We start from the raw sequence: 19731 nt of genomic DNA on the forward strand, positions 1-19731 counted from the left end.
AAGTCCGCTGTCTAACCGAATGAGGCCTTAATAAGAAGTAAAGGATTGTTGTTCGTGTTGGAGTTATTCAGTCATTATGTATTGCATTTCGAACGTTATTTTATATTAAGCAGACAAAGCACCCTGCTGATTCAATGGTCAATTGTTGTTCTGTCGGGCTTATATCTTTTGGCGCATCATCCTAAAATAAACCGGCAGCGCACAATGTTCATGGCGGGTGTTATATTGCGGATTGTGCTGCTGGCGGGAGTGTCTGTTGAACTTATTCACCAGGTGCAATCAACAAACTTCACCAGTGCTTACTTAAGAGAGGACGGAAAAGAACTGCTGCCGCTGCTGCATTTTTTGTTATACGGATATGTGCTGCTGACGGCTTTTCACTATATGTTGATGCCGCGTGATCATGGCGGAAAGGGTAAGTTTTATACGTTCGACCTTGCTGTTGTCAGTTTGCCAATCGTACAAATGATATTCAGTTTCTTTACGTATTGGAAGGAAAATCCGGATGGAGTCGAGCCAATTGCATTCGTGTTTCTGTTTTTCATTATTACTCTTCCTATTGTGTTGAATGTTGTGTTTTTCAAGCTGTATTGGAGAACAAATAAGATTTTACTAGGCTTATTTTATACGCTGATTATCGGACTGCTTGTCTTGCTGCTTGCGCCATATCCCAATCAAATCTCAAAAGATTATGGTGCAGTAATGCCATATACGATTTATTTGGCAATGGCCGGATTTTTGATGAGTTATCATCTGTTCCAAAAGTCAGGAAAGGTTTATGTACGTGTGAATAAGTGGGTGACGATGGCTGTCATGTTGTTTTTTGTTCTGCTGTTAAATCCGATATATAACATAGGAACGGCTGCTTTCGCTGTATCAAAGCCAGCAAATGTCCATGATTCATTCAATTTTGTCGGGGAGCACATTTCATCAGAAAAAGCGGAACAGATACTAAAGTCATTTTTTCCTACGGATGAAACACTTTATTTGCATGATACAAACATGGATGTGCATTATTTCTACTCATTTGAAAGCAAAGGTTATAAAGCTGAGGTAGATGAAGTATCGCAGCTGATTCGTAATTATGAATACTTACAAAAAGCACATGGAAAAAAGCTAACGAATCAGGAGTACAAGCGAAAGTCCATCGCTTTCCTTGAGCGACACGGACGTGTGTTACATAAGGATCATATCGAAACAAAGGTATCTCAAGAAGACGGCCAAACAGTCGTACGTATTTACCTGAAAAATCAACTTCATAAAAAAGATCATGCTGATGATGGCGCGGTATTTTATTGGGAAAAGGAAACCTTAATGGGTTTTAGTGAAGATCCATCGATTTACCAGCTTGACTCTCTATTGCATGTTCATATAACAGAACAAGACATTCAAGACAAAGTGGAACAAATGTTTACAGCGCTGAACATATTGAAACAGCCTTATCAGATCACTGATATTGAAAGCGACAGCCTGCTCGGAAGCATGGTGAGAGTGGAAACAAAAGGTGGAATTGTTTTGGAATTTGAGGGCGAATCCGGTTGTTTACATAGTCTTTCGCTTCCGATGAAAAAGAATATCTCAATGGCTAACAGCCGACTGCAGCATCAGATATTATCGATCTTCGATGCTCGTGGATCAGAAAAGAAGAAAAAAAGCAGTCAGGGTGACATGGTGATGTATACTGATTCTTCTAAAACATATGAGTTTTTTGAAGATCAAGGTCAGCTAAACGTTTATGTATACAGCGATACACCTGATCAGTCATTCCCCTATACGTATCGTAATGGAACATTGGCTTACGAAAAGGTAGCTTCTCTATATCAGGATGTTATTTACAAAAAGCGTATGCGTCCGATTATCGTTCAAAGAGAGGATGAACGGCATTATGCATGGCTGATCATTATTCAGCCGTTTGGTTCAAATCGCCATGATGCCTATGTAGTGGATGGAGAAACACAAGAGGTGAAAAGTCTTTATGAATCATAAAGAAAAAGAGTCTGTTTTTGTAGACTTATACGACCTGTATAAAGAAGGAGAGCTAGAGGATGAATCAATGGAATGGATGAAACAGCATGAATCCCTATTTCAAAAGAATGCGGAAGACTTAAAGAGTAAAACTTGTTTAAAGAGAAGTCCCGGTGCTGAAGAAGAAAGCCAAATCAGATATATGAAAGTATACCTGTCTTCCATGTATATCTGTTTCATTTTATTGGCCATTTGGATGACGGTGTGGTTTTACTTTTAATGAAGCATAGGGATTCCATTGAGGACTTGTATCGGCAGTATTATCAAGAAATTTTAAATTATTTATTCAGAAGGACTCATCATCTTGAAACAGCCAAGGACTTAGCGCAGGACACGTTTGTGAAAGCTCTTAACGGTCTGGCTTCGTTTAGGGGGCATTCTTCCATCAGAACATGGCTCTACACCATTGCGCATCATACCTTTATCAATTGGTACCGCAGGGATGTCAAATACCAATTTACTGAAATTAGCAAAAATGAGGGGTTAACGCAAACAACTTATGAGCAGCCTGAACAGTATCTGTCACGGACGGTGAAAAGCGAAACACTGCGGCAGGAGCTCCTGAAGTTAAAAGATCAGCATCAATCCGTTTTGATTTTAAGAGAATTCCAAGAGCTTTCTTATGAAGAAATCGCTGAGATATTAGGATGGAGTCTTTCTAAGGTGAAAACCACATTGCACCGGGCTAGATTAGAGCTAAAGAAACACATGACGAAAAGTAGAGAGGAGGAGCGGATATGACCTGCTTTCTAGTAAGAGACCTGCTTCCTCTGTATCTTGAAGGTGATTGTAAAAGAGAAACGGAACACGTTATAGAAGAGCATTTAAAAATGTGCAGCAGCTGCAAAGACATGTATGACACGATGGCTGAGCCATTTGAATTGGAAAGCGAACAGGCTGTTGAGGAGGCTTTTCTGCCGGAAGAAGAACTGCGTTTTAAACAGAGGTACTATGGTTTACTGATCATGAAAGCTGCCTGCTGGTTTGGAGCGGCGGTTGCCATGATGCTGATCATCAAACTGCTGATATAAAAAAAGCGCTTGTCCGATTCCGGCAAGCGCTTTTTCACATTAAGCCTGGGGATGAATCATATCGTAAATAGCGGCAAGCTGTTCTTGTGACAGGGCACTGAAGAGTTTTTCATAAACGTCAGCTTGCAGTGGCGTTGCACCTGCTTGTAGCGCTGCGTCTTTATCATAGCTGTACACATCATCTTGTAGCACAATGGCTGCTTGTAGAATGTGAATCTTAAGAGAAACAGCGGAGAAAAATTGTTCAAGTGCAAGTGCTTCTTTTTCTGTGAAGCCAAGTTCAACTGCTTTTTCTGTATCAAATTTGTAATTTCCATCCTCGAGATACACACATTGTGAAACAATGCCGAAAAATTCTGATGTCGATTCCCAGAGTGTAGCAATTACCTGAGCCTCTTCTTTTGTCATTCCTAACTCGACAGCTTTTTCGCTGTCAAAATAATATACACCGTCTTGTTCGTAAATACATTGATTTAATATATCAATGAATGTATTGAGATCTTCGTTAGTGCTCGCCTGATGCTGGAGTTGAACAGCAGTGTTATCAACCAGTGTTTTTGCGCTGGCTGCATCAGGACCGAACGTTAATAGAGCAGCTGAGGTCATTGCGGCAGTCGTTAACATAGCTTTTTTTACAAATGTTTTCTTCATGTTTCTTCTCTCCCTTTTATGAATTGTGCTACAAATTCCATTATAGGGAGTAGTTTCCGGTGGAGGAATAGGCGCTATGGTATTTTATGCGTATCGTTGCCGAACTACTTTTTGAAGGCTGCACGTGTGATTGTTAGAACGATTGTCTATGTATGAAGGCTGTTTTGCATCTTCCTGACTAAGAAACAGGGGAGATAAGGCTTAAAGAAATGAAAAACACCGCTTTCTTTGCGGTGTTTTTTGATTACAATGTCGCCGGCGGGGCAATGCTTTTAATCAAGCAAGCCTTGTTCGCGCATTTTCTTTTTTAATGTAAATCCGCCGCCCATGACAGCGCAAACAAGTACAATGCTGGTGATAATGCCAATAGCGCTTTTTTCAGCGATAAAGACGCCGATCAGCATAATACTGAAAACCGCTGCAAATGCAAATAATAGTAAAAGCCAATTCATTTTTTTCATATTTTCCATCCCCTTTTACGTCTTATATTAAGTTTACTGAAAAACGTGACGCTTTTAAAGAGGATGTGTGATATAATATGAAAGTTATCTAATTTTTTTAGGAGATGAAAAAGTGAAACTTCGAAATGATCTTCGCAACATCGCGATTATTGCCCACGTTGACCATGGGAAAACGACTTTAGTCGATCAGCTTTTACATCAGGCTGGTACGTTCCGTGCCAACGAACAGGTTGCTGAACGCGCAATGGACTCAAATGATCTTGAACGCGAACGCGGCATTACAATTTTGGCGAAAAATACTGCGATTAACTATAAAGATACACGTATCAATATTTTGGACACCCCTGGACACGCAGACTTTGGGGGAGAAGTAGAACGGATTATGAAAATGGTAGACGGCGTAGTGCTTGTCGTTGACGCATATGAAGGCTGTATGCCTCAAACTCGTTTTGTTCTGAAAAAAGCTCTTGAGCAAAACCTGAACCCTGTTGTTGTTGTAAACAAAATTGACCGTGACTTTGCTCGTCCAGAGGAAGTTATCGATGAAGTTCTGGATCTGTTCATTGAGCTTGATGCTAATGAAGAGCAGCTCGAGTTCCCAGTGGTATATGCTTCCGCGATTAATGGAACAGCGAGTCTTGATCCGAAACAACAGGATGAAAACATGGAAGCTTTATATGAAACCATTATTAAGCATGTTCCGGCACCTGTTGATAATGCAGAGGAGCCGCTTCAATTCCAAGTTGCCCTTCTTGACTACAACGACTATGTAGGCCGTATCGGAATCGGACGCGTATTCCGCGGCACAATGAAAGTCGGACAGCAGGTTTCTCTTATGAAGCTTGACGGAACGGCAAAGTCATTCCGTGTTACAAAGATTTTTGGTTTCCAAGGCTTAAAGCGTGTGGAAATTGAAGAAGCAAAAGCGGGAGACCTCGTTGCGGTTTCCGGGATGGAAGATATCAACGTTGGTGAAACGGTATGTCCTGTAGACCATCAAGATCCGCTTCCAGTGCTTCGAATTGATGAGCCGACACTTCAAATGACATTTGTCGTGAATAACAGTCCGTTTGCAGGCCGTGAAGGCAAATATGTAACGGCCCGCAAAATCGAAGAGCGTCTTCAATCACAGCTTCAGACGGATGTGAGCTTGCGTGTTGAGCCAACAGCTTCTCCTGATGCTTGGGTTGTTTCAGGACGCGGTGAGCTGCACTTGTCAATTTTAATTGAAAATATGCGTCGTGAGGGCTATGAGCTTCAAGTGTCAAAACCTGAAGTTATTATCAAAGAAATCGACGGCGTACGCTGTGAGCCTGTTGAACGTGTGCAAATTGATGTTCCTGAAGAGCATACTGGCTCTGTCATGGAATCAATGGGTGCCCGCAAAGGCGAAATGGTTGATATGATCAACAACGGAAACGGCCAAGTCCGTCTCATCTTTACAGTTCCTTCCCGCGGATTGATCGGTTACTCTACAGAATTCCTATCATTAACACGCGGATTCGGTATTTTGAACCATACGTTTGACAGCTACCAGCCGATGCAGGCAGGCCAAGTCGGCGGACGTCGTCAAGGTGTACTTGTGTCAATGGAAAACGGAAAAGCAACATCATACGGTATTCAAGGAATTGAAGACCGCGGTGTCATCTTCGTTGAGCCGGGGACTGAAGTATACGAAGGAATGATCGTTGGAGAGCATAACCGTGACAATGACCTTGTTGTTAACGTCAGCAAAATGAAACAGCAAACAAACGTCCGTTCTGCGACAAAGGATCAGACAACTACAATTAAAAAAGCGCGCATCATGTCTCTTGAGGAGTCTCTAGAGTACTTAAACGAAGATGAATATTGTGAAGTAACGCCTGAATCCATCCGTTTAAGAAAGAAGATCCTCAATAAGAACGAACGTGAAAAAGCAGCTAAAAAGAAAAAAACAGCAGGATTGTCTTAATCTCGTGCAGAATTTGAAAAGATAGAACCCGTACGTTTACAGGGGAGGGAATCTTTTTGAATGACGTAAGCGAACGTCTGTCGTTCTTCGCCGCTCTATATCAAGTAGACCGGCAGCCTGCGGCAGGCATGTGGCTGCTGTACGGCACGATTTTTGTGTTGGCCGTTATTGTATTTAAGCTTGGATTTGCTAAACGGCTTCCTGTATTAAAATCTGCAGTGGTGTATGTATTTTTGGCGTTGGGCTGCACTGTTTTGACTTTTTTAGGGGTGTTTTTGCCCGTGGCAGAAGGATTGGTCGTCGCTGCGCTGATTTTAATCATTTACAAAATCCGGCTGTATCAGTCGAAAAAAGGACAGTCTGCAAAATCATAAAAGACTCAGCTGAAAGCTGAGTCTTTTTTGTGTTCTGTATGGTTAAGCGGCCGCTTTATTTTTTGACTTTTTCTTTTTTCTGCTGTCCCGGGTGAAAAGTAAATTTTCCCGTTTTCAGCCGTTCCTCTGTTTTTTTGGCAATCCGATCGTGGCATTCCTGGCACATATATGTATGGATCGGGCGGTTTCGAAGCCGTTTCGCGATCAGGGTATCATCATCAATTGTTTCAATTTTATCGCAAATAGAACATTTGACCCTCATCATATCACCTCTTTCACTAACATGTATTATACCACGGATCAGAAGCTGTCCAAAATAAGAAAAAGCTAAAGCGCAAGGCTATAGCTTAGTCATTGTTGTTCTTTTTCATATGATGATCAGATTGATCGTTTTGCTCCTTCTCCATTTCCTGTTGCTGTTTTCTATTTAATTGGTCATTTTGCTGCTTTGTTTGCGGTTCGTCTTCATTGTCAATCACATCGTTAGGCACTTCGGGAAGCACTCGGCCGACAATTGCAGCTAATTCATCCAATATACCTGTTACCGGATGGCCCTCGCTGATTTCTCTGCTCATTTCGCGAAGGCGGCTGACCGTATCGGGATCAGCAATGACTACTGCGTTGGCGCCATATCGATCATTCTTTAGCGCCTGGGCTACAGAATATTTAATGGTTTCCACTTTGCTTCTGTCCAAAGTATCATCGACATCAATCCCAACAACAGCATAACCTCCCAGCACAACGGCTGTTGCATCCTTGACGTCGGGGTTTTTTTCAGCAACGCTGACAAGATGCTTGGCAATATCCGTTCTTGTTCCATTGTCTTTTGTTTCTTGAGTTGTGTCCTTTACGTGAATCGGTTTAGTCTCCTGCTGTCTTGTTGATTCTTTTTCAACATTCTGGCCCTGTTTTCCTTGTTGATAGGCACAAGCGGACAGGATAAGTGTCAGCTGTATGATAATGAAAAGAATTCGCACTTGCGGGTTCCCTCCTTGAAATGCTTTCATTAATTTTATTGTTGAATTAACCTTCTATCTTTATGCACAAAAACATATATTTTAGCAGGCATTCACCTTTTTCATCAAAAGAGAAGCAGGAAGAACTTTGACCCTTATATCAGGAGGCTGAGACTTGAGTAAAATTTATGTGTTAGATACGAATGTGTTATTACAGGATCCTAACGCGATATTTTCTTTTGAAGAAAATGAGGTTGTCATCCCTGCTGTCGTTTTAGAAGAGGTTGATTCAAAAAAACGGTATATGGACGAAGTTGGGAGGAATGCAAGGCACGTATCTAAGCTAATCGATGCGCTAAGACAAAAGGGCAGGCTGCATGAGCATGTCCCGCTTGACACCGGCGGCACACTGAGAATTGAACTGAATCATCGTTCGTTTCACCAGCTGCAAGAGATCTTTATTGAAAAGACGAACGATAATCGCATATTAGCCGTTGCGAAAAACTTGAGCCTCGAGGAAGAAACCAAGGAAAATGGCAGGCCGGTTATCCTCGTCAGTAAGGATGTACTGGTCAGGGTTAAAGCCGACGCAATCGGACTGCTTGCTGAAGATTTCTTGAATGACCGGGTTGTGGACAATGATGAAATGTACAGCGGCTATAAAGATTTATATATCAGCCAGCAGCTGTTCAGCTCTTTTTACGGAAAAAATCAAATTTCAGTAAACGATGTGAAACAGCATGCGTTTTATCCGAATCAGTTTGCTTTAATGAAGGATGAGCTAGGAGGGTCCTCCTCGGCAGTCGGAATTGCAGATAAAACCGGAACGGTATTAAAAAGACTCGTATTTGATGATGAACATATATGGGGAATCAGGCCGAAAAATGTACAGCAGACAATGGCATTAGAGCTTTTGCTGCGGGAAGATATTCCGCTTGTCACCCTGATCGGAAAAGCGGGAACCGGAAAAACGCTCTTAGCTTTGGCGGCAGGGCTATTACAGACAGAAGACTTGGGAATATATAAAAAGCTGGTCGTCGCAAGGCCGATTGTTCCTGTTGGCAAGGACATCGGGTATTTGCCAGGCGAAAAAGAGGAAAAGCTAAAGCCTTGGATGCAGCCGATTTTTGACAACTTAGAGTTTCTGTTTAATGCGAAAAAACCAGGGGAGCTTGATGCTATTTTGGCGGGAATTGGCTCAATTCAGGTAGAGGCGCTGACTTATATCAGAGGGAGAAGCATTCCAGATCAATTTATTATCATTGATGAAGCGCAAAATTTGACCAGGCATGAGGTGAAAACTTTGCTGACGAGAGTCGGTGAGGGCAGTAAAATTGTCTTAATGGGTGACCCTGAACAAATTGATCACCCATATTTAGACAGTCTGAACAATGGTTTAGCCTATGTGGTTGAGCGGTTTAAAGGACAACCCATCTCAGGCAGCGTGAAGCTGTTAAAAGGTGAGAGATCAGGTCTCGCCCAGCTCGCAGCTGATTTGCTGTAACATTAAATAATTTCGATCTCTTTTACGTCGGTAATCGGCTGTTTGTGATGAATCGGGTCTTCAAAGTAAATATGCACGGGGCCGCCTTCTTGAATCGGCTTGCCTGCCTCACTGAAATGGACAATACTGTTCAGAGCGGTTTCCAGAGAAACGGCGGCCTTTCCCGAACTTGTGACAAATACACATTGTGTCGCAGAGCTGTTCGGCTCAGCATTTTTCAGGACAGTCCCAAGTCTCATTGCGAAACTGCCGTTCATCAGTTTTTGCTTCTCATATTGCTTTTCCGTCTTTAATGTAGGCGGGGCGATTCGCCCCTCTCTGATGACGCGTTCCGGATCAAGGTCGGATTCATCCCCGGCTGATTGTAAATATGTGTCTTGACTGTCCCCTTTGCGGTCAAACGAAAATTTGCGATCATCAAAAATCCATACGCTTGGATCAATGGTAATTGGATATGTAACATTGCCTTTTACTTGGATAACGCTCATGATATGACCCCCTTCTCTCAAAATTATAAAAGTTTTCGCATGAATTGTCACTTTGTGTACAAATTATGTGTATTGAAATGCTGAGGGAACGAGGGTGTTTGCATGGTATGCCAGCATAATGATGAGCTTGAAGCCTTAGTGAAAAAGGCGAAAAAAGTAACAGACAAGGGGGAGGTAGCCAGCTATATTCCCGCCTTGGCAAAAGCTGATAAACACGACCTGTCAGTGGCGATTTATTATTCCAATAATGTTTGTCTGTCAGCAGGTGACGTAGAAAAAACATTTACGCTTCAAAGTATATCGAAAGTCCTTTCCCTTGCTTTGGTGTTAATGGAATACGGCAAAGATAAGGTCTTCAGTTATGTTGGACAGGAGCCGACCGGTGATCCGTTTAATTCAATTATCAAGCTTGAAACAGTGAATCCGAGCAAGCCGTTAAACCCTATGATTAATGCCGGGGCATTGGTAGTGACAAGTCTGATAAGAGGAAGAACGGTGAAAGAGAGACTTGATTATTTGCTTTCTTTTATCAGAAGGCTGACAAACAACCAAGAGATTACATACTGCCGGGAAGTGGCTGAATCTGAATACAGCACTTCAATGATTAATCGGGCGATGTGTTATTATATGAAGCAGTACGGCATTTTTGAAGATGATGTAGAAGCAGTAATGGATTTATACACGAAGCAATGCGCGATTGAGATGAATAGCTTGGATTTAGCGAAAATCGGATCTGTATTTGCATTGAACGGCAGACATCCAGAGACTGGGGAGCAAGTCATCTCAAAAGATGTCGCTAGAATTTGCAAAACGTTTATGGTGACGTGCGGAATGTACAATGCAAGCGGGGAATTCGCAATTAAGGTCGGAATTCCTGCGAAAAGCGGCGTATCCGGCGGGATTATGGGCATTTCGCCTTACGATTTCGGGATCGGCATATTCGGCCCCGCATTAGACGAAAAAGGGAACAGCATTGCAGGTGTAAAGCTTTTGGAAATAATGTCTGAGATGTACAGGCTGAGTATTTTTTAATTTATGTCATATGCTTAAATCCTCTTGCATTTTCTGTTGATACCCTTTATGATAAATAGAAGAATTAGGTACTCGCCTGGGGAACGGAGGGATACTTTTGGCTTCAGAGATGATAGTTGACCATCGGCAAAAAGCTTTTGAACTCTTAAAAGTGGACGCTGAGAAGATTTTGAAGCTGATCCGAGTACAAATGGATAACTTAACGATGCCTCAATGTCCTCTATATGAAGAGGTTTTAGATACTCAAATGTTCGGGCTTTCGAGGGAAATCGATTTTGCTGTCCGCCTGGGATTGGTTGATGAAAAAGACGGTAAAGACCTTTTATACACATTGGAGCGCGAATTGTCTGCTTTGCATGACGCGTTTACAGCTAAATAAATGATAAAACTCAAACTAATTAACAGTTTGGGTTTTTTTATAACCGCTATTTTTCTCTCATCTCATAAAAGACGGTCTTTTTTTACACATTCCTTCCGAATCGTATAGAGATTCTTCGTCTCGTTTGATAAATTGTAGTAAAATAAAAAAAGATAAATACATATAAACCATAGATAATGGAAGTTAGAAGCAGGGAAGAGGATGTTATGTTAAAAAAAATGCTAAAATCTTATGATTACTCACTGATATTCGCAATCGTATTATTATGCGGATTCGGTTTAGTGATGGTATACAGCTCAAGCATGATTACAGCTGTCTCTCGATACGGAGTAAGCAGTAACTTTTTCTTCATGCGGCAGCTGTTTGCTTTAATTGCAGGTGGCGCTCTATTTATTCTCATGGCGTTGTTTCCTTATAAAGCACTGGCCCATCAAAAGTTTCAGAAGGGGATACTGCTTGTATCTGTTCTTGCGCTTATCTCACTGTTTGTTTTCGGGCATGTTGCCGGAAACGCGCAGAGCTGGTTTAAAATCGGCGGAATGAGTATTCAGCCGGGGGAGTTTGTGAAACTGGTCGTGATTTTATACCTTGCAGCCGTATATGCAAAAAAACAAAGTTATATCGACCATCTGTTAACGGGAGTAGCCCCTCCGGTAGTCATGACGCTTATAATTTGCGGGTTAATTGCCATGCAGCCAGATTTCGGTACAGCCATGATTATAGGGTTAATTGCGACGTGCATGATCTTGTGCTCCGGCTTCAGCGGAAAGACGCTGGTGAGGCTTGTGATACTGGGCGGAATTGTTTTCATTTTAGTCAGCCCGATTATCTATTTGTATCAGGACAAAATTTTAACTGAAGGCCGTTTGGCGCGTTTTGAGAGTCTTGAAGACCCATTTAAGTATGCAAATTCATCAGGTTTGCAAGTGATCAATTCTTATTATGCGATCAGCTCAGGCGGTATTTTCGGCCTGGGGCTCGGTGAAAGTATCCAAAAATACGGATATCTGCCTGAATCACACACTGACTTTATTATGGCTGTCATTGCTGAAGAGCTCGGCATTTTTGGGGTATTGTTTGTGATTTTCTTATTGGGTTTTGTCGTCATAAAAGGTTTTTATATTGCCAGAAAATGCGAGGACCCGTTTGGAAGTCTTCTGGCGATCGGCATTTCAAGCATGATTGCCATCCAGTCGTTTATTAACCTTGGCGGTGTCAGCGGATTAATTCCGATTACAGGGGTTACGCTGCCATTTATCAGTTACGGGGGCTCTTCTTTGGTGCTGCTGCTGGGGAGTATGGGGATATTAGCGAATATCAGCATGTTTGTGAAATATTCAGAGAATAAGAAAAAGAGAGAGCCCTTGGCGCCGAAGGGAATGAAAAAGAAACAGCTCAAAAAAACTGTTTATCAGTAAAAAACAAGTGTGTACAGGGGAAGGATATTCCGCTATGATAGATTATATTCCATTCGGGTAAGGGGGAGAAAAGTTTGTCTCAGCAATCGATACAAAAAGTATTAGTAGCAAACAGGGGAGAAATTGCAATCCGAATATTCCGGGCGTGTACCGAGTTGAATATTCGTACAGTTGCGGTCTATTCAAAAGAAGATTCCGGTTCCTACCATCGGTACAAAGCGGATGAAGCATACTTGGTCGGTGAAGGGAAAAAACCGATTGATGCTTACCTGGACATTGAAGGTATCATTGATATTGCGAAAAGAAACAAAGTCGATGCGATTCATCCGGGATACGGTTTCTTATCTGAAAATATTCACTTTGCGAGACGATGTGAAGAAGAAGGCATCGTATTCATAGGGCCAAAATCCGAGCATCTCGATATGTTTGGTGACAAGGTAAAAGCGCGTGAGCAGGCAGAAAAAGCGGGAATCCCCGTGATTCCCGGAAGCGACGGTCCTGCCGAAACGCTTGAAGCCGTCGAACAATTTGGACAAGCTAACGGTTATCCGATCATCATTAAAGCCTCGCTTGGCGGCGGCGGCCGCGGTATGCGGATTGTCAGATCTGAAAGTGAAGTTAAAGAAGCATATGAGCGTGCTAAATCAGAGGCGAAAGCAGCTTTTGGCAATGATGAAGTTTATGTAGAAAAATTAATTGAGAATCCGAAACATATTGAGGTTCAGGTCATTGGAGACAAGCAGGGAAATGTCGTCCATCTTTTTGAGAGGGATTGCTCCGTTCAAAGACGCCATCAAAAAGTCATTGAAGTGGCGCCGAGTGTCTCGCTGTCACCTGAATTAAGGGACCAAATTTGTGAGGCGGCAGTTGCGCTTGCCAAAAATGTAAACTATATAAATGCGGGGACGGTCGAATTCCTTGTTGCAAACAACGAGTTCTACTTTATTGAAGTAAACCCTCGCGTACAAGTTGAACACACGATAACAGAAATGATTACTGGTGTCGATATTGTTCAAACTCAGATCCTTGTTGCCCAAGGGCACAGCCTTCACAGCAAAAAAGTAAATATTCCTGAGCAAAAGGACATTTTTACAATCGGCTATGCCATTCAGTCACGGGTTACGACTGAAGATCCGCAAAATGATTTCATGCCTGATACAGGAAAAATTATGGCTTACCGCTCAGGCGGCGGTTTTGGTGTCCGTCTTGATACCGGAAACAGCTTCCAGGGCGCCGTGATCACACCATACTATGATTCACTTCTCGTTAAGCTTTCAACTTGGGCTTTAACGTTTGAACAGGCAGCTGCCAAAATGGTGCGAAACCTTCAGGAGTTTAGAATCAGAGGCATAAAAACGAATATTCCGTTCCTTGAGAACGTTGCAAAACATGAGAAGTTCCTGACAGGGCAATATGATACGTCTTTCATTGATACAACGCCTGAATTATTTAATTTCCCTAAACAAAAAGACCGCGGAACGAAAATGCTCACTTACATCGGCAATGTGACAGTAAACGGCTTCCCCGGAATCGGGAAAAAAGAAAAACCGGCGTTTGACAAACCGTTAAGCGTAAAGGTAGACGTTGATCAGCAGCCTGCCAGAGGAACAAAGCAAATTCTCGATGAAAAAGGTGCAGAAGGGCTTGCAAGTTGGGTTAAGGAGCAGAAATCTGTCCTTTTAACTGATACGACATTCAGGGATGCCCACCAATCGTTATTGGCAACTAGAATCAGATCGCATGATTTGAAAAAAGTCGCAAATCCGACGGCTGCGTTATGGCCTGAACTATTCAGTATGGAAATGTGGGGAGGCGCGACCTTTGATGTAGCCTACCGATTCCTGAAAGAAGATCCGTGGAAGCGTTTGGAAGATCTTCGCAAAGAAGTTCCAAATACCTTATTCCAGATGCTGCTTCGCTCATCAAATGCGGTCGGCTATACGAATTATCCGGACAATGTGATTAAAGAATTTGTGAAGCAATCAGCTCAATCCGGTATTGATGTGTTTCGTATTTTCGACAGCTTAAACTGGGTAAAAGGGATGACGTTAGCCATTGATGCCGTTCGGGATACCGGAAAAGTGGCAGAAGCTGCGATTTGTTATACGGGAGATATCCTTGACAAGAACCGGACGAAGTACGATCTTGCTTATTATACATCGATGGCGAAGGAGCTTGAGGCGGCCGGAGCCCATATTCTCGGGATTAAAGATATGGCAGGGCTGTTAAAACCGCAGGCTGCATATGAACTCGTTTCTGCGTTGAAAGAAACGATCGACATTCCGGTTCACCTTCATACGCATGATACGAGCGGAAACGGTATTTATATGTATGCGAAAGCTGTTGAAGCCGGCGTTGATATCATAGACGTGGCGGTCAGCTCAATGGCGGGATTAACGTCACAGCCTAGCGCGAGCGGATTTTATCATGCGATGGAAGGCAACGACCGCCGTCCGGAAATGAATGTCCAAGGCGTTGAATTGCTGTCCCAATATTGGGAGTCGGTACGTAAATATTATAGTGAATTTGAAAGCGGAATGAAGTCTCCGCATACTGAAATTTATGAGCACGAAATGCCAGGGGGTCAATACAGCAACCTGCAGCAGCAAGCCAAGGGAGTAGGCCTTGGCGACCGCTGGAACGAAGTCAAGGAAATGTACAGACGCGTGAACGATATGTTCGGTGACATCGTCAAGGTAACGCCTTCCTCAAAAGTAGTCGGAGATATGGCACTCTACATGGTGCAAAACAATCTGACTGAAAAAGACGTTTACGAAAGAGGCGAATCTTTAGATTTCCCTGATTCTGTCGTGGAGCTTTTCAAAGGAAATATCGGCCAGCCTCATGGCGGATTCCCAGAAAAACTGCAAAAGCTGATCTTAAAAGGGCAGGAGCCGATTACAGTCAGACCGGGCGAACTGCTTGAGCCGGTGTCATTTGAAGCGATCAAACAGGAATTTAAAGAGCAGCATAACTTGGAAATTTCAGATCAGGATGCTGTGGCGTATGCCCTTTATCCTAAAGTCTTCACTGATTATGTGAAAACGGCAGAAAGCTACGGGGACATTTCGGTATTAGATACACCGACATTCTTCTACGGTATGACATTAGGTGAAGAGATAGAAGTTGAAATTGAGCGCGGCAAAACGCTGATCGTTAAGCTGATTTCAATCGGTGAGCCTCAGCCTGACGCCACTCGCGTCGTTTATTTCGAACTGAACGGGCAGCCGCGTGAAGTAGTCATTAAAGATGAAAGCATTAAGTCTTCCGTTAAGGAAAGGCTGAAAGCAGACCGGACAAATCCAAGCCACATCGCAGCTTCCATGCCTGGAACCGTTATTAAGGTATTGGCTGAAGCAGGTACAAAAGTCAATAAAGGTGATCATTTGATGATTAATGAAGCGATGAAAATGGAAACAACGGTTCAGGCGCCTTTCTCAGGAACAATCAAGCAGGTTCATGTGAAAAATGGCGAGCCGATCCAAACGGGAGATCTGCTTCTCGAAATTGAAAAAGCATAAAAAAAACAAGAGTGTATATCAATGATATACACTCTTGTTTTTTATATAGAAAATGTGGAGTGAAACAGATGGTTAGAAGAGATATAAGGGGACTTCAGAGATTATACAGTACTGTCACAAGCCCAAAATAAAAAGAGGCTTATATACCACCAATTTTTTAGATGCTTTGTAGTAGTCCATGCATATTTCTTTAAGTACTATCTGATTTTCCAATGGCCAAAAGGCTTTAATACTTATGTTCGCGGACTATAGATCCATATGAAATTTCTATAATACGATGAGAAAGGGACAGACTGAAGTGAGCCGCTCACTGATCATCAAGTTCAGCGAAGGCTGGCGATTAAAACGCATAAAGTTCCAAAAAACAAGACATTAAAAAGACCAAAGCCGCCTAAGGCTTTGGTCTTGAGTCCTTATGATTGCCTGGATTCATAACGGAAACGAGCAATCAATAATAAGAAGTAGCATAGAACGCCAAACAGACAGGCAATAAAGAACGAGTGGGCAAGTGCAAAGCCCAGAGCCAGTTCAGAGTATACGATCATAATACCGGACAGTGCCTGTAATGTAATGAAAATAAGACATGAGATCCATCCCCAAAAGATCTGTTTTTGATCTTTATAGGAAGTAATAGCATGAACAGCGGCAACAATAATCCATACAAATAACAGTAAGGCTGCTGCTCTGTGGCCCATTTGCACCCATTCATGGAATTGGGTCGGAAGTCCATTGTTCAGCGGGCTGCACAGCGGCACATCAGGACATGCCAGACTTGATTCAGTGTGTCTTACATATGCGCCTGTATACACAACGATATAGGAATATATCAAAATTCCTATCATGTGAAATTGCATCTTTTTGCCGATTTGAAGCGGCTTAACCAGTGTTCTGACTGATTTATCAGCTTCAAATATGAGCAATGTCAAAATAAGCACTGAAGCAAAAGAAATTAATGAGATGCCGAAGTGAAGCGCCATAATCAGCGCGTTCGAACCGAATACGACAGCCAATGCGCCAAGCAATGCCTGAAGAAATAAAAAGATAATTGACATGATCGCGAGAAACGTTGTTTCACGGAAAATCGGCGTGATTTTTCTCCATGACCAAAACGCAAGGCTTAGCACAAGGATAATAGAGATTCCGCTTGCGAATCGGTGGCTCCATTCAATAATTGAAGCCGGATTCAGTTCAGGGAAAAAACGGCCGTGACACAGCGGCCACTGTCTGCCGCATCCTTGGCCGGAACCTGTTTTTGTAACGAGGGCACCCCCGATTAAAACAATTAGCATGACAAATGTCGTCAGAACACCGAGAGCTTTTAATGCTTTATTCATACAATATTCACCTTCTCAACATACTGCTGCAATTTTATATACGTTCCAAGTGTAAGCGAATATGTGTTTTGTGGCAATTCCCAGAGCCTTTTGTTCACAAAAATATAATAGAATGACGGCTTCTGGAAAATGTACACTTGATTATTCATGCCGGGTCTGATAGAAATAAGGTAAACGCAATGACGATTTGGAGATTGCCTTCATCTTTGGTAAAATTCATAAAAAGTTCACAAATAAATTCCTGTTTGTCGTTTAATATTTAATAGGATGTTTTTTTACAAGATGTTATCTTGTATGATAGAGTTGCAGGTTATTTTATTTTCCTGCGTTAGGTTTGTAAGGGAGGTTTACGTTATGGCTAACTCCAGAATCTTAAATGATACAGCTATAGACGGACAAATTGAAGAAACAACGGCATGGAAAGATTTTCTGTCCCTTATTAAAATAGGGATCGTCAATTCTAACCTCATCACGACTTTCACTGGAATGTGGCTTGCACTGCATATTTCCGGTTTAAGTTTTTTAGGCAATATAAACACCGTTCTTCTTACGTTAATCGGGTCTTCACTGATTATTGCGGGCTCCTGCGCGATCAATAACTGGTATGACCGGGACATTGACCATCTTATGGAGCGTACGAAAGTAAGACCGACGGTTACGGGTAAAATTCAGCCGAGTCAGGCGTTATGGTCTGGAATTTTGCTGGTTGCTTTAGGATTGATCATGCTGCTGATGACAACTGTCATGGCTGCTGTTATCGGTTTTATCGGAGTCTTTACGTATGTTGTATTGTACACAATATGGACGAAACGCCGCTATACGATTAACACAGTAGTAGGAAGCGTTTCCGGTGCAGTGCCGCCGCTTATTGGATGGACGGCAGTGGAAGGGAATATCGGTGTCGTAGCATGGGTGTTATTCATGATTTTATTTATTTGGCAGATTCCTCACTTCTTAGCATTGGCTATTAAGAAAACTGAGGATTACAGAGCTGCAAATATTCCGATGCTTCCTGTCGTATACGGATTTGAAGTGACAAAAAGACAAATTATTGTGTGGGTTGCGTGCCTGATGCCGCTTCCGTTTTTCCTTGGTAGTCTGGGTCTTCCAATTGTCATTCTCGGCTTGCTGTTAAATATCGGCTGGCTGATTCTTGGCTTAATGGGATTCCGCTCCAAGAATATCATGAAGTGGGCAACGCAGATGTTCGTTTACTCGCTTAACTACATGACAATCTATTTCGTTGCCATGGTTGTCTTGACGCTTTTCTAAAAAATAGATATGATGCTTGTTTTATCGCTTCAAAATAAACGATGACAACTAGTAAATGCCGCCTTGACCTCTTGTTTAATCAGGCGGCTTTACTTTTATACATAGATGGCATTTTGAGTAAAAAAACTCATAATTTAAGAGAAGAGGAAATGTAAGTGCTTTATTGGTGATAGGTTGGATGGCGATAGATTTCGATCCGCTTTCCGCCTTTGTATTGACCAGAAAAGGGGTTGGGTGAAATGGTAAAGCATTGGCGTCTTATTTTATTATTAGCCTTAGTGCCGCTTCTATTAAGCGGATGTGGAAAACCTTTTTTATCCACGCTCAAGCCTGCTGGCGAGGTGGCTGATAAACAGTATGACCTGACAGTGCTCAGCACATTGATTATGGTGGTTGTTGTTGCAGTAGTATCTGTTATCTTCTTTTATGTGATTGTGAGATTCAGAAGATCACGGGTCGGTGAGAACACGATACCGAAACAGGTAGAGGGGAATAAATTTTTAGAAATCACATGGACCGTGATCCCGATTTTGCTGCTCATTATTCTTGTGATTCCTGTTGTATTATATACGCTGGAGCTAGCGGACACATCACCAATGGATAAAAAAGGCCGCAAAGCTGAGGATGCTCTTGTAGTCAATGTTAGGGCAAATTTATACTGGTGGGAGTTTGAGTACCCTGATTACGGCATTATCACAAGCCAGGAGCTGATTGTGCCGACAGACCAGCGTGTATATTTTAATTTAAAAGCCTCTGATGTAAAACATTCCTTCTGGATTCCTTCAGTTGGAGGAAAACTTGATACGAATACGGATAATGAAAATAAGTTCTTCCTGACATTTGATTCAAAACGAAGCAAAGAGGCAGGAGATATGTTTTTTGGGAAGTGTGCAGAGCTTTGCGGCCCTTCACATGCGCTGATGGATTTTAAGGTGAAGACAATGTCTGCAAAGGAATTTCAGGGCTGGACAAAAGAAATGAAAAACTATAAATCTACAGCAGAGAGCGATTTGGCTAAGCAGGGTGAAGAACTGTTTAAAGAGAAAAACTGCCTGAGCTGCCATGCGGTAGAGCCGAATGATAAGCGTGCAGAAGCCGCTAGAACGGCACCCAACTTGGCGACCTTCGGTGAAAGGACAAAAGTGGCAGGGGTGAAAGAGGCCAACAAAGAAAATGTGAAGGCTTGGCTGAAGGACCCTGACAGCATAAAGCCGGGGAACAAAATGACAGGCACATATCCAAAGCTCTCAGACAGCGAAACAGATGCGCTTTATGAATACTTAAAAGGCTTAAAAGCGGAAAGCAAGTAGGGAAGAAAGGGAGATATTGGGGGA

Annotated in this window: 19 protein-coding genes; 13 read left to right on the forward strand and 6 right to left on the reverse strand. The window is 42.5% G+C overall.

The window, feature by feature from the left end:
- The first annotated feature begins 45 nt into the window (after window positions 1-45).
- The 4 genes from NYE49_RS08030 to sigQ are packed head-to-tail and all read left to right on the forward strand — an operon-like array spanning window position 46 to window position 3056.
- Window positions 46-1986: a hypothetical protein gene (locus NYE49_RS08030; RefSeq protein WP_080344192.1), complete on the forward strand. Its 1941-nt coding sequence runs from the start codon at window positions 46-48 to the stop codon at window positions 1984-1986.
- Complete coding sequence (locus NYE49_RS08035; RefSeq protein ID WP_003232287.1) at window positions 1976-2245, forward strand: hypothetical protein; 270 nt, start codon at window positions 1976-1978, stop codon at window positions 2243-2245. Before NYE49_RS08030 ends, NYE49_RS08035 begins: the two co-directional genes overlap by 11 nt.
- Window positions 2245-2766 carry an RNA polymerase sigma factor YlaC gene (gene ylaC / locus NYE49_RS08040; RefSeq protein WP_015252163.1) on the forward strand — a complete coding sequence of 174 codons (522 nt, stop codon included), beginning with the start codon at window positions 2245-2247 and terminating at the stop codon, window positions 2764-2766. Before NYE49_RS08035 ends, ylaC begins: the two co-directional genes overlap by 1 nt.
- A complete protein-coding gene (gene sigQ, locus NYE49_RS08045) occupies window positions 2763-3056 on the forward strand; it encodes an anti-SigP sigma factor SigQ (protein ID WP_047182565.1) in 294 nt (97 codons plus the stop codon). Before ylaC ends, sigQ begins: the two co-directional genes overlap by 4 nt.
- A gap of 39 nt (window positions 3057-3095) precedes the next feature.
- Here the strand turns inward: sigQ and NYE49_RS08050 are convergent, their stop codons facing one another.
- Window positions 3096-3707 (reverse strand): hypothetical protein, encoded by a 612-nt coding sequence (locus NYE49_RS08050; RefSeq protein ID WP_047182566.1) that lies wholly within the window; start codon window positions 3705-3707, stop codon window positions 3096-3098.
- Between the two features lie 272 nt (window positions 3708-3979).
- Window positions 3980-4168: a YlaF family protein gene (locus NYE49_RS08055; RefSeq protein ID WP_047182567.1), complete on the reverse strand. Its 189-nt coding sequence runs from the start codon at window positions 4166-4168 to the stop codon at window positions 3980-3982.
- Between the two features lie 112 nt (window positions 4169-4280).
- On the opposite strand from NYE49_RS08055, the gene typA reads away from it, so the two are divergent.
- Together typA and NYE49_RS08065 are read left to right on the forward strand one after the other, a co-directional pair.
- Window positions 4281-6119 carry a translational GTPase TypA gene (typA, locus tag NYE49_RS08060; protein WP_003232278.1) on the forward strand — a complete coding sequence of 613 codons (1839 nt, stop codon included), beginning with the start codon at window positions 4281-4283 and terminating at the stop codon, window positions 6117-6119.
- A 56-nt stretch (window positions 6120-6175) separates the two neighbouring features.
- Window positions 6176-6493, forward strand: a complete 318-nt coding sequence (locus NYE49_RS08065) for a YlaH-like family protein (protein ID WP_003232274.1) — start codon at window positions 6176-6178, stop codon at window positions 6491-6493.
- 55 nt (window positions 6494-6548) lie between these two features.
- Here NYE49_RS08065 and NYE49_RS08070 read toward each other — a convergent pair whose 3' ends face one another.
- Together NYE49_RS08070 and NYE49_RS08075 are read right to left on the reverse strand one after the other, a co-directional pair.
- Window positions 6549-6758 carry a YlaI family protein gene (locus tag NYE49_RS08070; protein ID WP_003232271.1) on the reverse strand — a complete coding sequence of 70 codons (210 nt, stop codon included), beginning with the start codon at window positions 6756-6758 and terminating at the stop codon, window positions 6549-6551.
- A gap of 82 nt (window positions 6759-6840) precedes the next feature.
- Window positions 6841-7470, reverse strand: coding sequence for a YhcN/YlaJ family sporulation lipoprotein (locus tag NYE49_RS08075; RefSeq protein ID WP_003232269.1), 630 nt, complete (start codon window positions 7468-7470; stop codon window positions 6841-6843).
- Between the two features lie 154 nt (window positions 7471-7624).
- On the opposite strand from NYE49_RS08075, the gene NYE49_RS08080 reads away from it, so the two are divergent.
- The gene (locus tag NYE49_RS08080) at window positions 7625-8953 is read left to right on the forward strand and encodes a PhoH family protein (RefSeq protein ID WP_003245272.1); all 1329 of its coding nucleotides are present in this window, start codon (window positions 7625-7627) and stop codon (window positions 8951-8953) included.
- Window positions 8954-8955: 2 nt separating this feature from the next.
- Here NYE49_RS08080 and NYE49_RS08085 read toward each other — a convergent pair whose 3' ends face one another.
- On the reverse strand, window positions 8956-9441 hold the full coding sequence (locus NYE49_RS08085) for a hypothetical protein (protein WP_015383578.1): 486 nt from the start codon (window positions 9439-9441) through the stop codon (window positions 8956-8958).
- Between the two features lie 102 nt (window positions 9442-9543).
- On the opposite strand from NYE49_RS08085, the gene glsA reads away from it, so the two are divergent.
- The 4 genes from glsA (at window position 9544) to pyc (ending at window position 15791) form a co-directional block, all read left to right on the forward strand.
- On the forward strand, window positions 9544-10473 hold the full coding sequence (glsA, locus tag NYE49_RS08090; protein ID WP_003245206.1) for a glutaminase A: 930 nt from the start codon (window positions 9544-9546) through the stop codon (window positions 10471-10473).
- Window positions 10474-10570: 97 nt separating this feature from the next.
- Window positions 10571-10852, forward strand: coding sequence for a YlaN family protein (locus NYE49_RS08095; RefSeq protein WP_003245286.1), 282 nt, complete (start codon window positions 10571-10573; stop codon window positions 10850-10852).
- 206 nt (window positions 10853-11058) lie between these two features.
- Window positions 11059-12270 (forward strand): cell division protein FtsW, encoded by a 1212-nt coding sequence (gene ftsW / locus NYE49_RS08100; RefSeq protein ID WP_047182568.1) that lies wholly within the window; start codon window positions 11059-11061, stop codon window positions 12268-12270.
- 74 nt (window positions 12271-12344) lie between these two features.
- Window positions 12345-15791 (forward strand): pyruvate carboxylase, encoded by a 3447-nt coding sequence (pyc, locus tag NYE49_RS08105; protein ID WP_047182569.1) that lies wholly within the window; start codon window positions 12345-12347, stop codon window positions 15789-15791.
- 413 nt (window positions 15792-16204) lie between these two features.
- Here the strand turns inward: pyc and ctaA are convergent, their stop codons facing one another.
- Window positions 16205-17125: a heme A synthase CtaA gene (gene ctaA, locus NYE49_RS08110; protein WP_015483190.1), complete on the reverse strand. Its 921-nt coding sequence runs from the start codon at window positions 17123-17125 to the stop codon at window positions 16205-16207.
- A gap of 354 nt (window positions 17126-17479) precedes the next feature.
- On the opposite strand from ctaA, the gene cyoE reads away from it, so the two are divergent.
- Window positions 17480-18397, forward strand: coding sequence for a heme o synthase (gene cyoE, locus NYE49_RS08115; protein WP_047182570.1), 918 nt, complete (start codon window positions 17480-17482; stop codon window positions 18395-18397).
- A gap of 239 nt (window positions 18398-18636) precedes the next feature.
- A complete protein-coding gene (gene coxB / locus NYE49_RS08120) occupies window positions 18637-19707 on the forward strand; it encodes a cytochrome c oxidase subunit II (RefSeq protein ID WP_014663859.1) in 1071 nt (356 codons plus the stop codon).
- Window positions 19708-19731 lie beyond the last annotated feature (24 nt).

This window comes from Bacillus sp. FSL L8-0358 (assembly GCF_038593095.1).
Classification (GTDB): Bacteria; Bacillota; Bacilli; order Bacillales; family Bacillaceae; genus Bacillus; species Bacillus subtilis.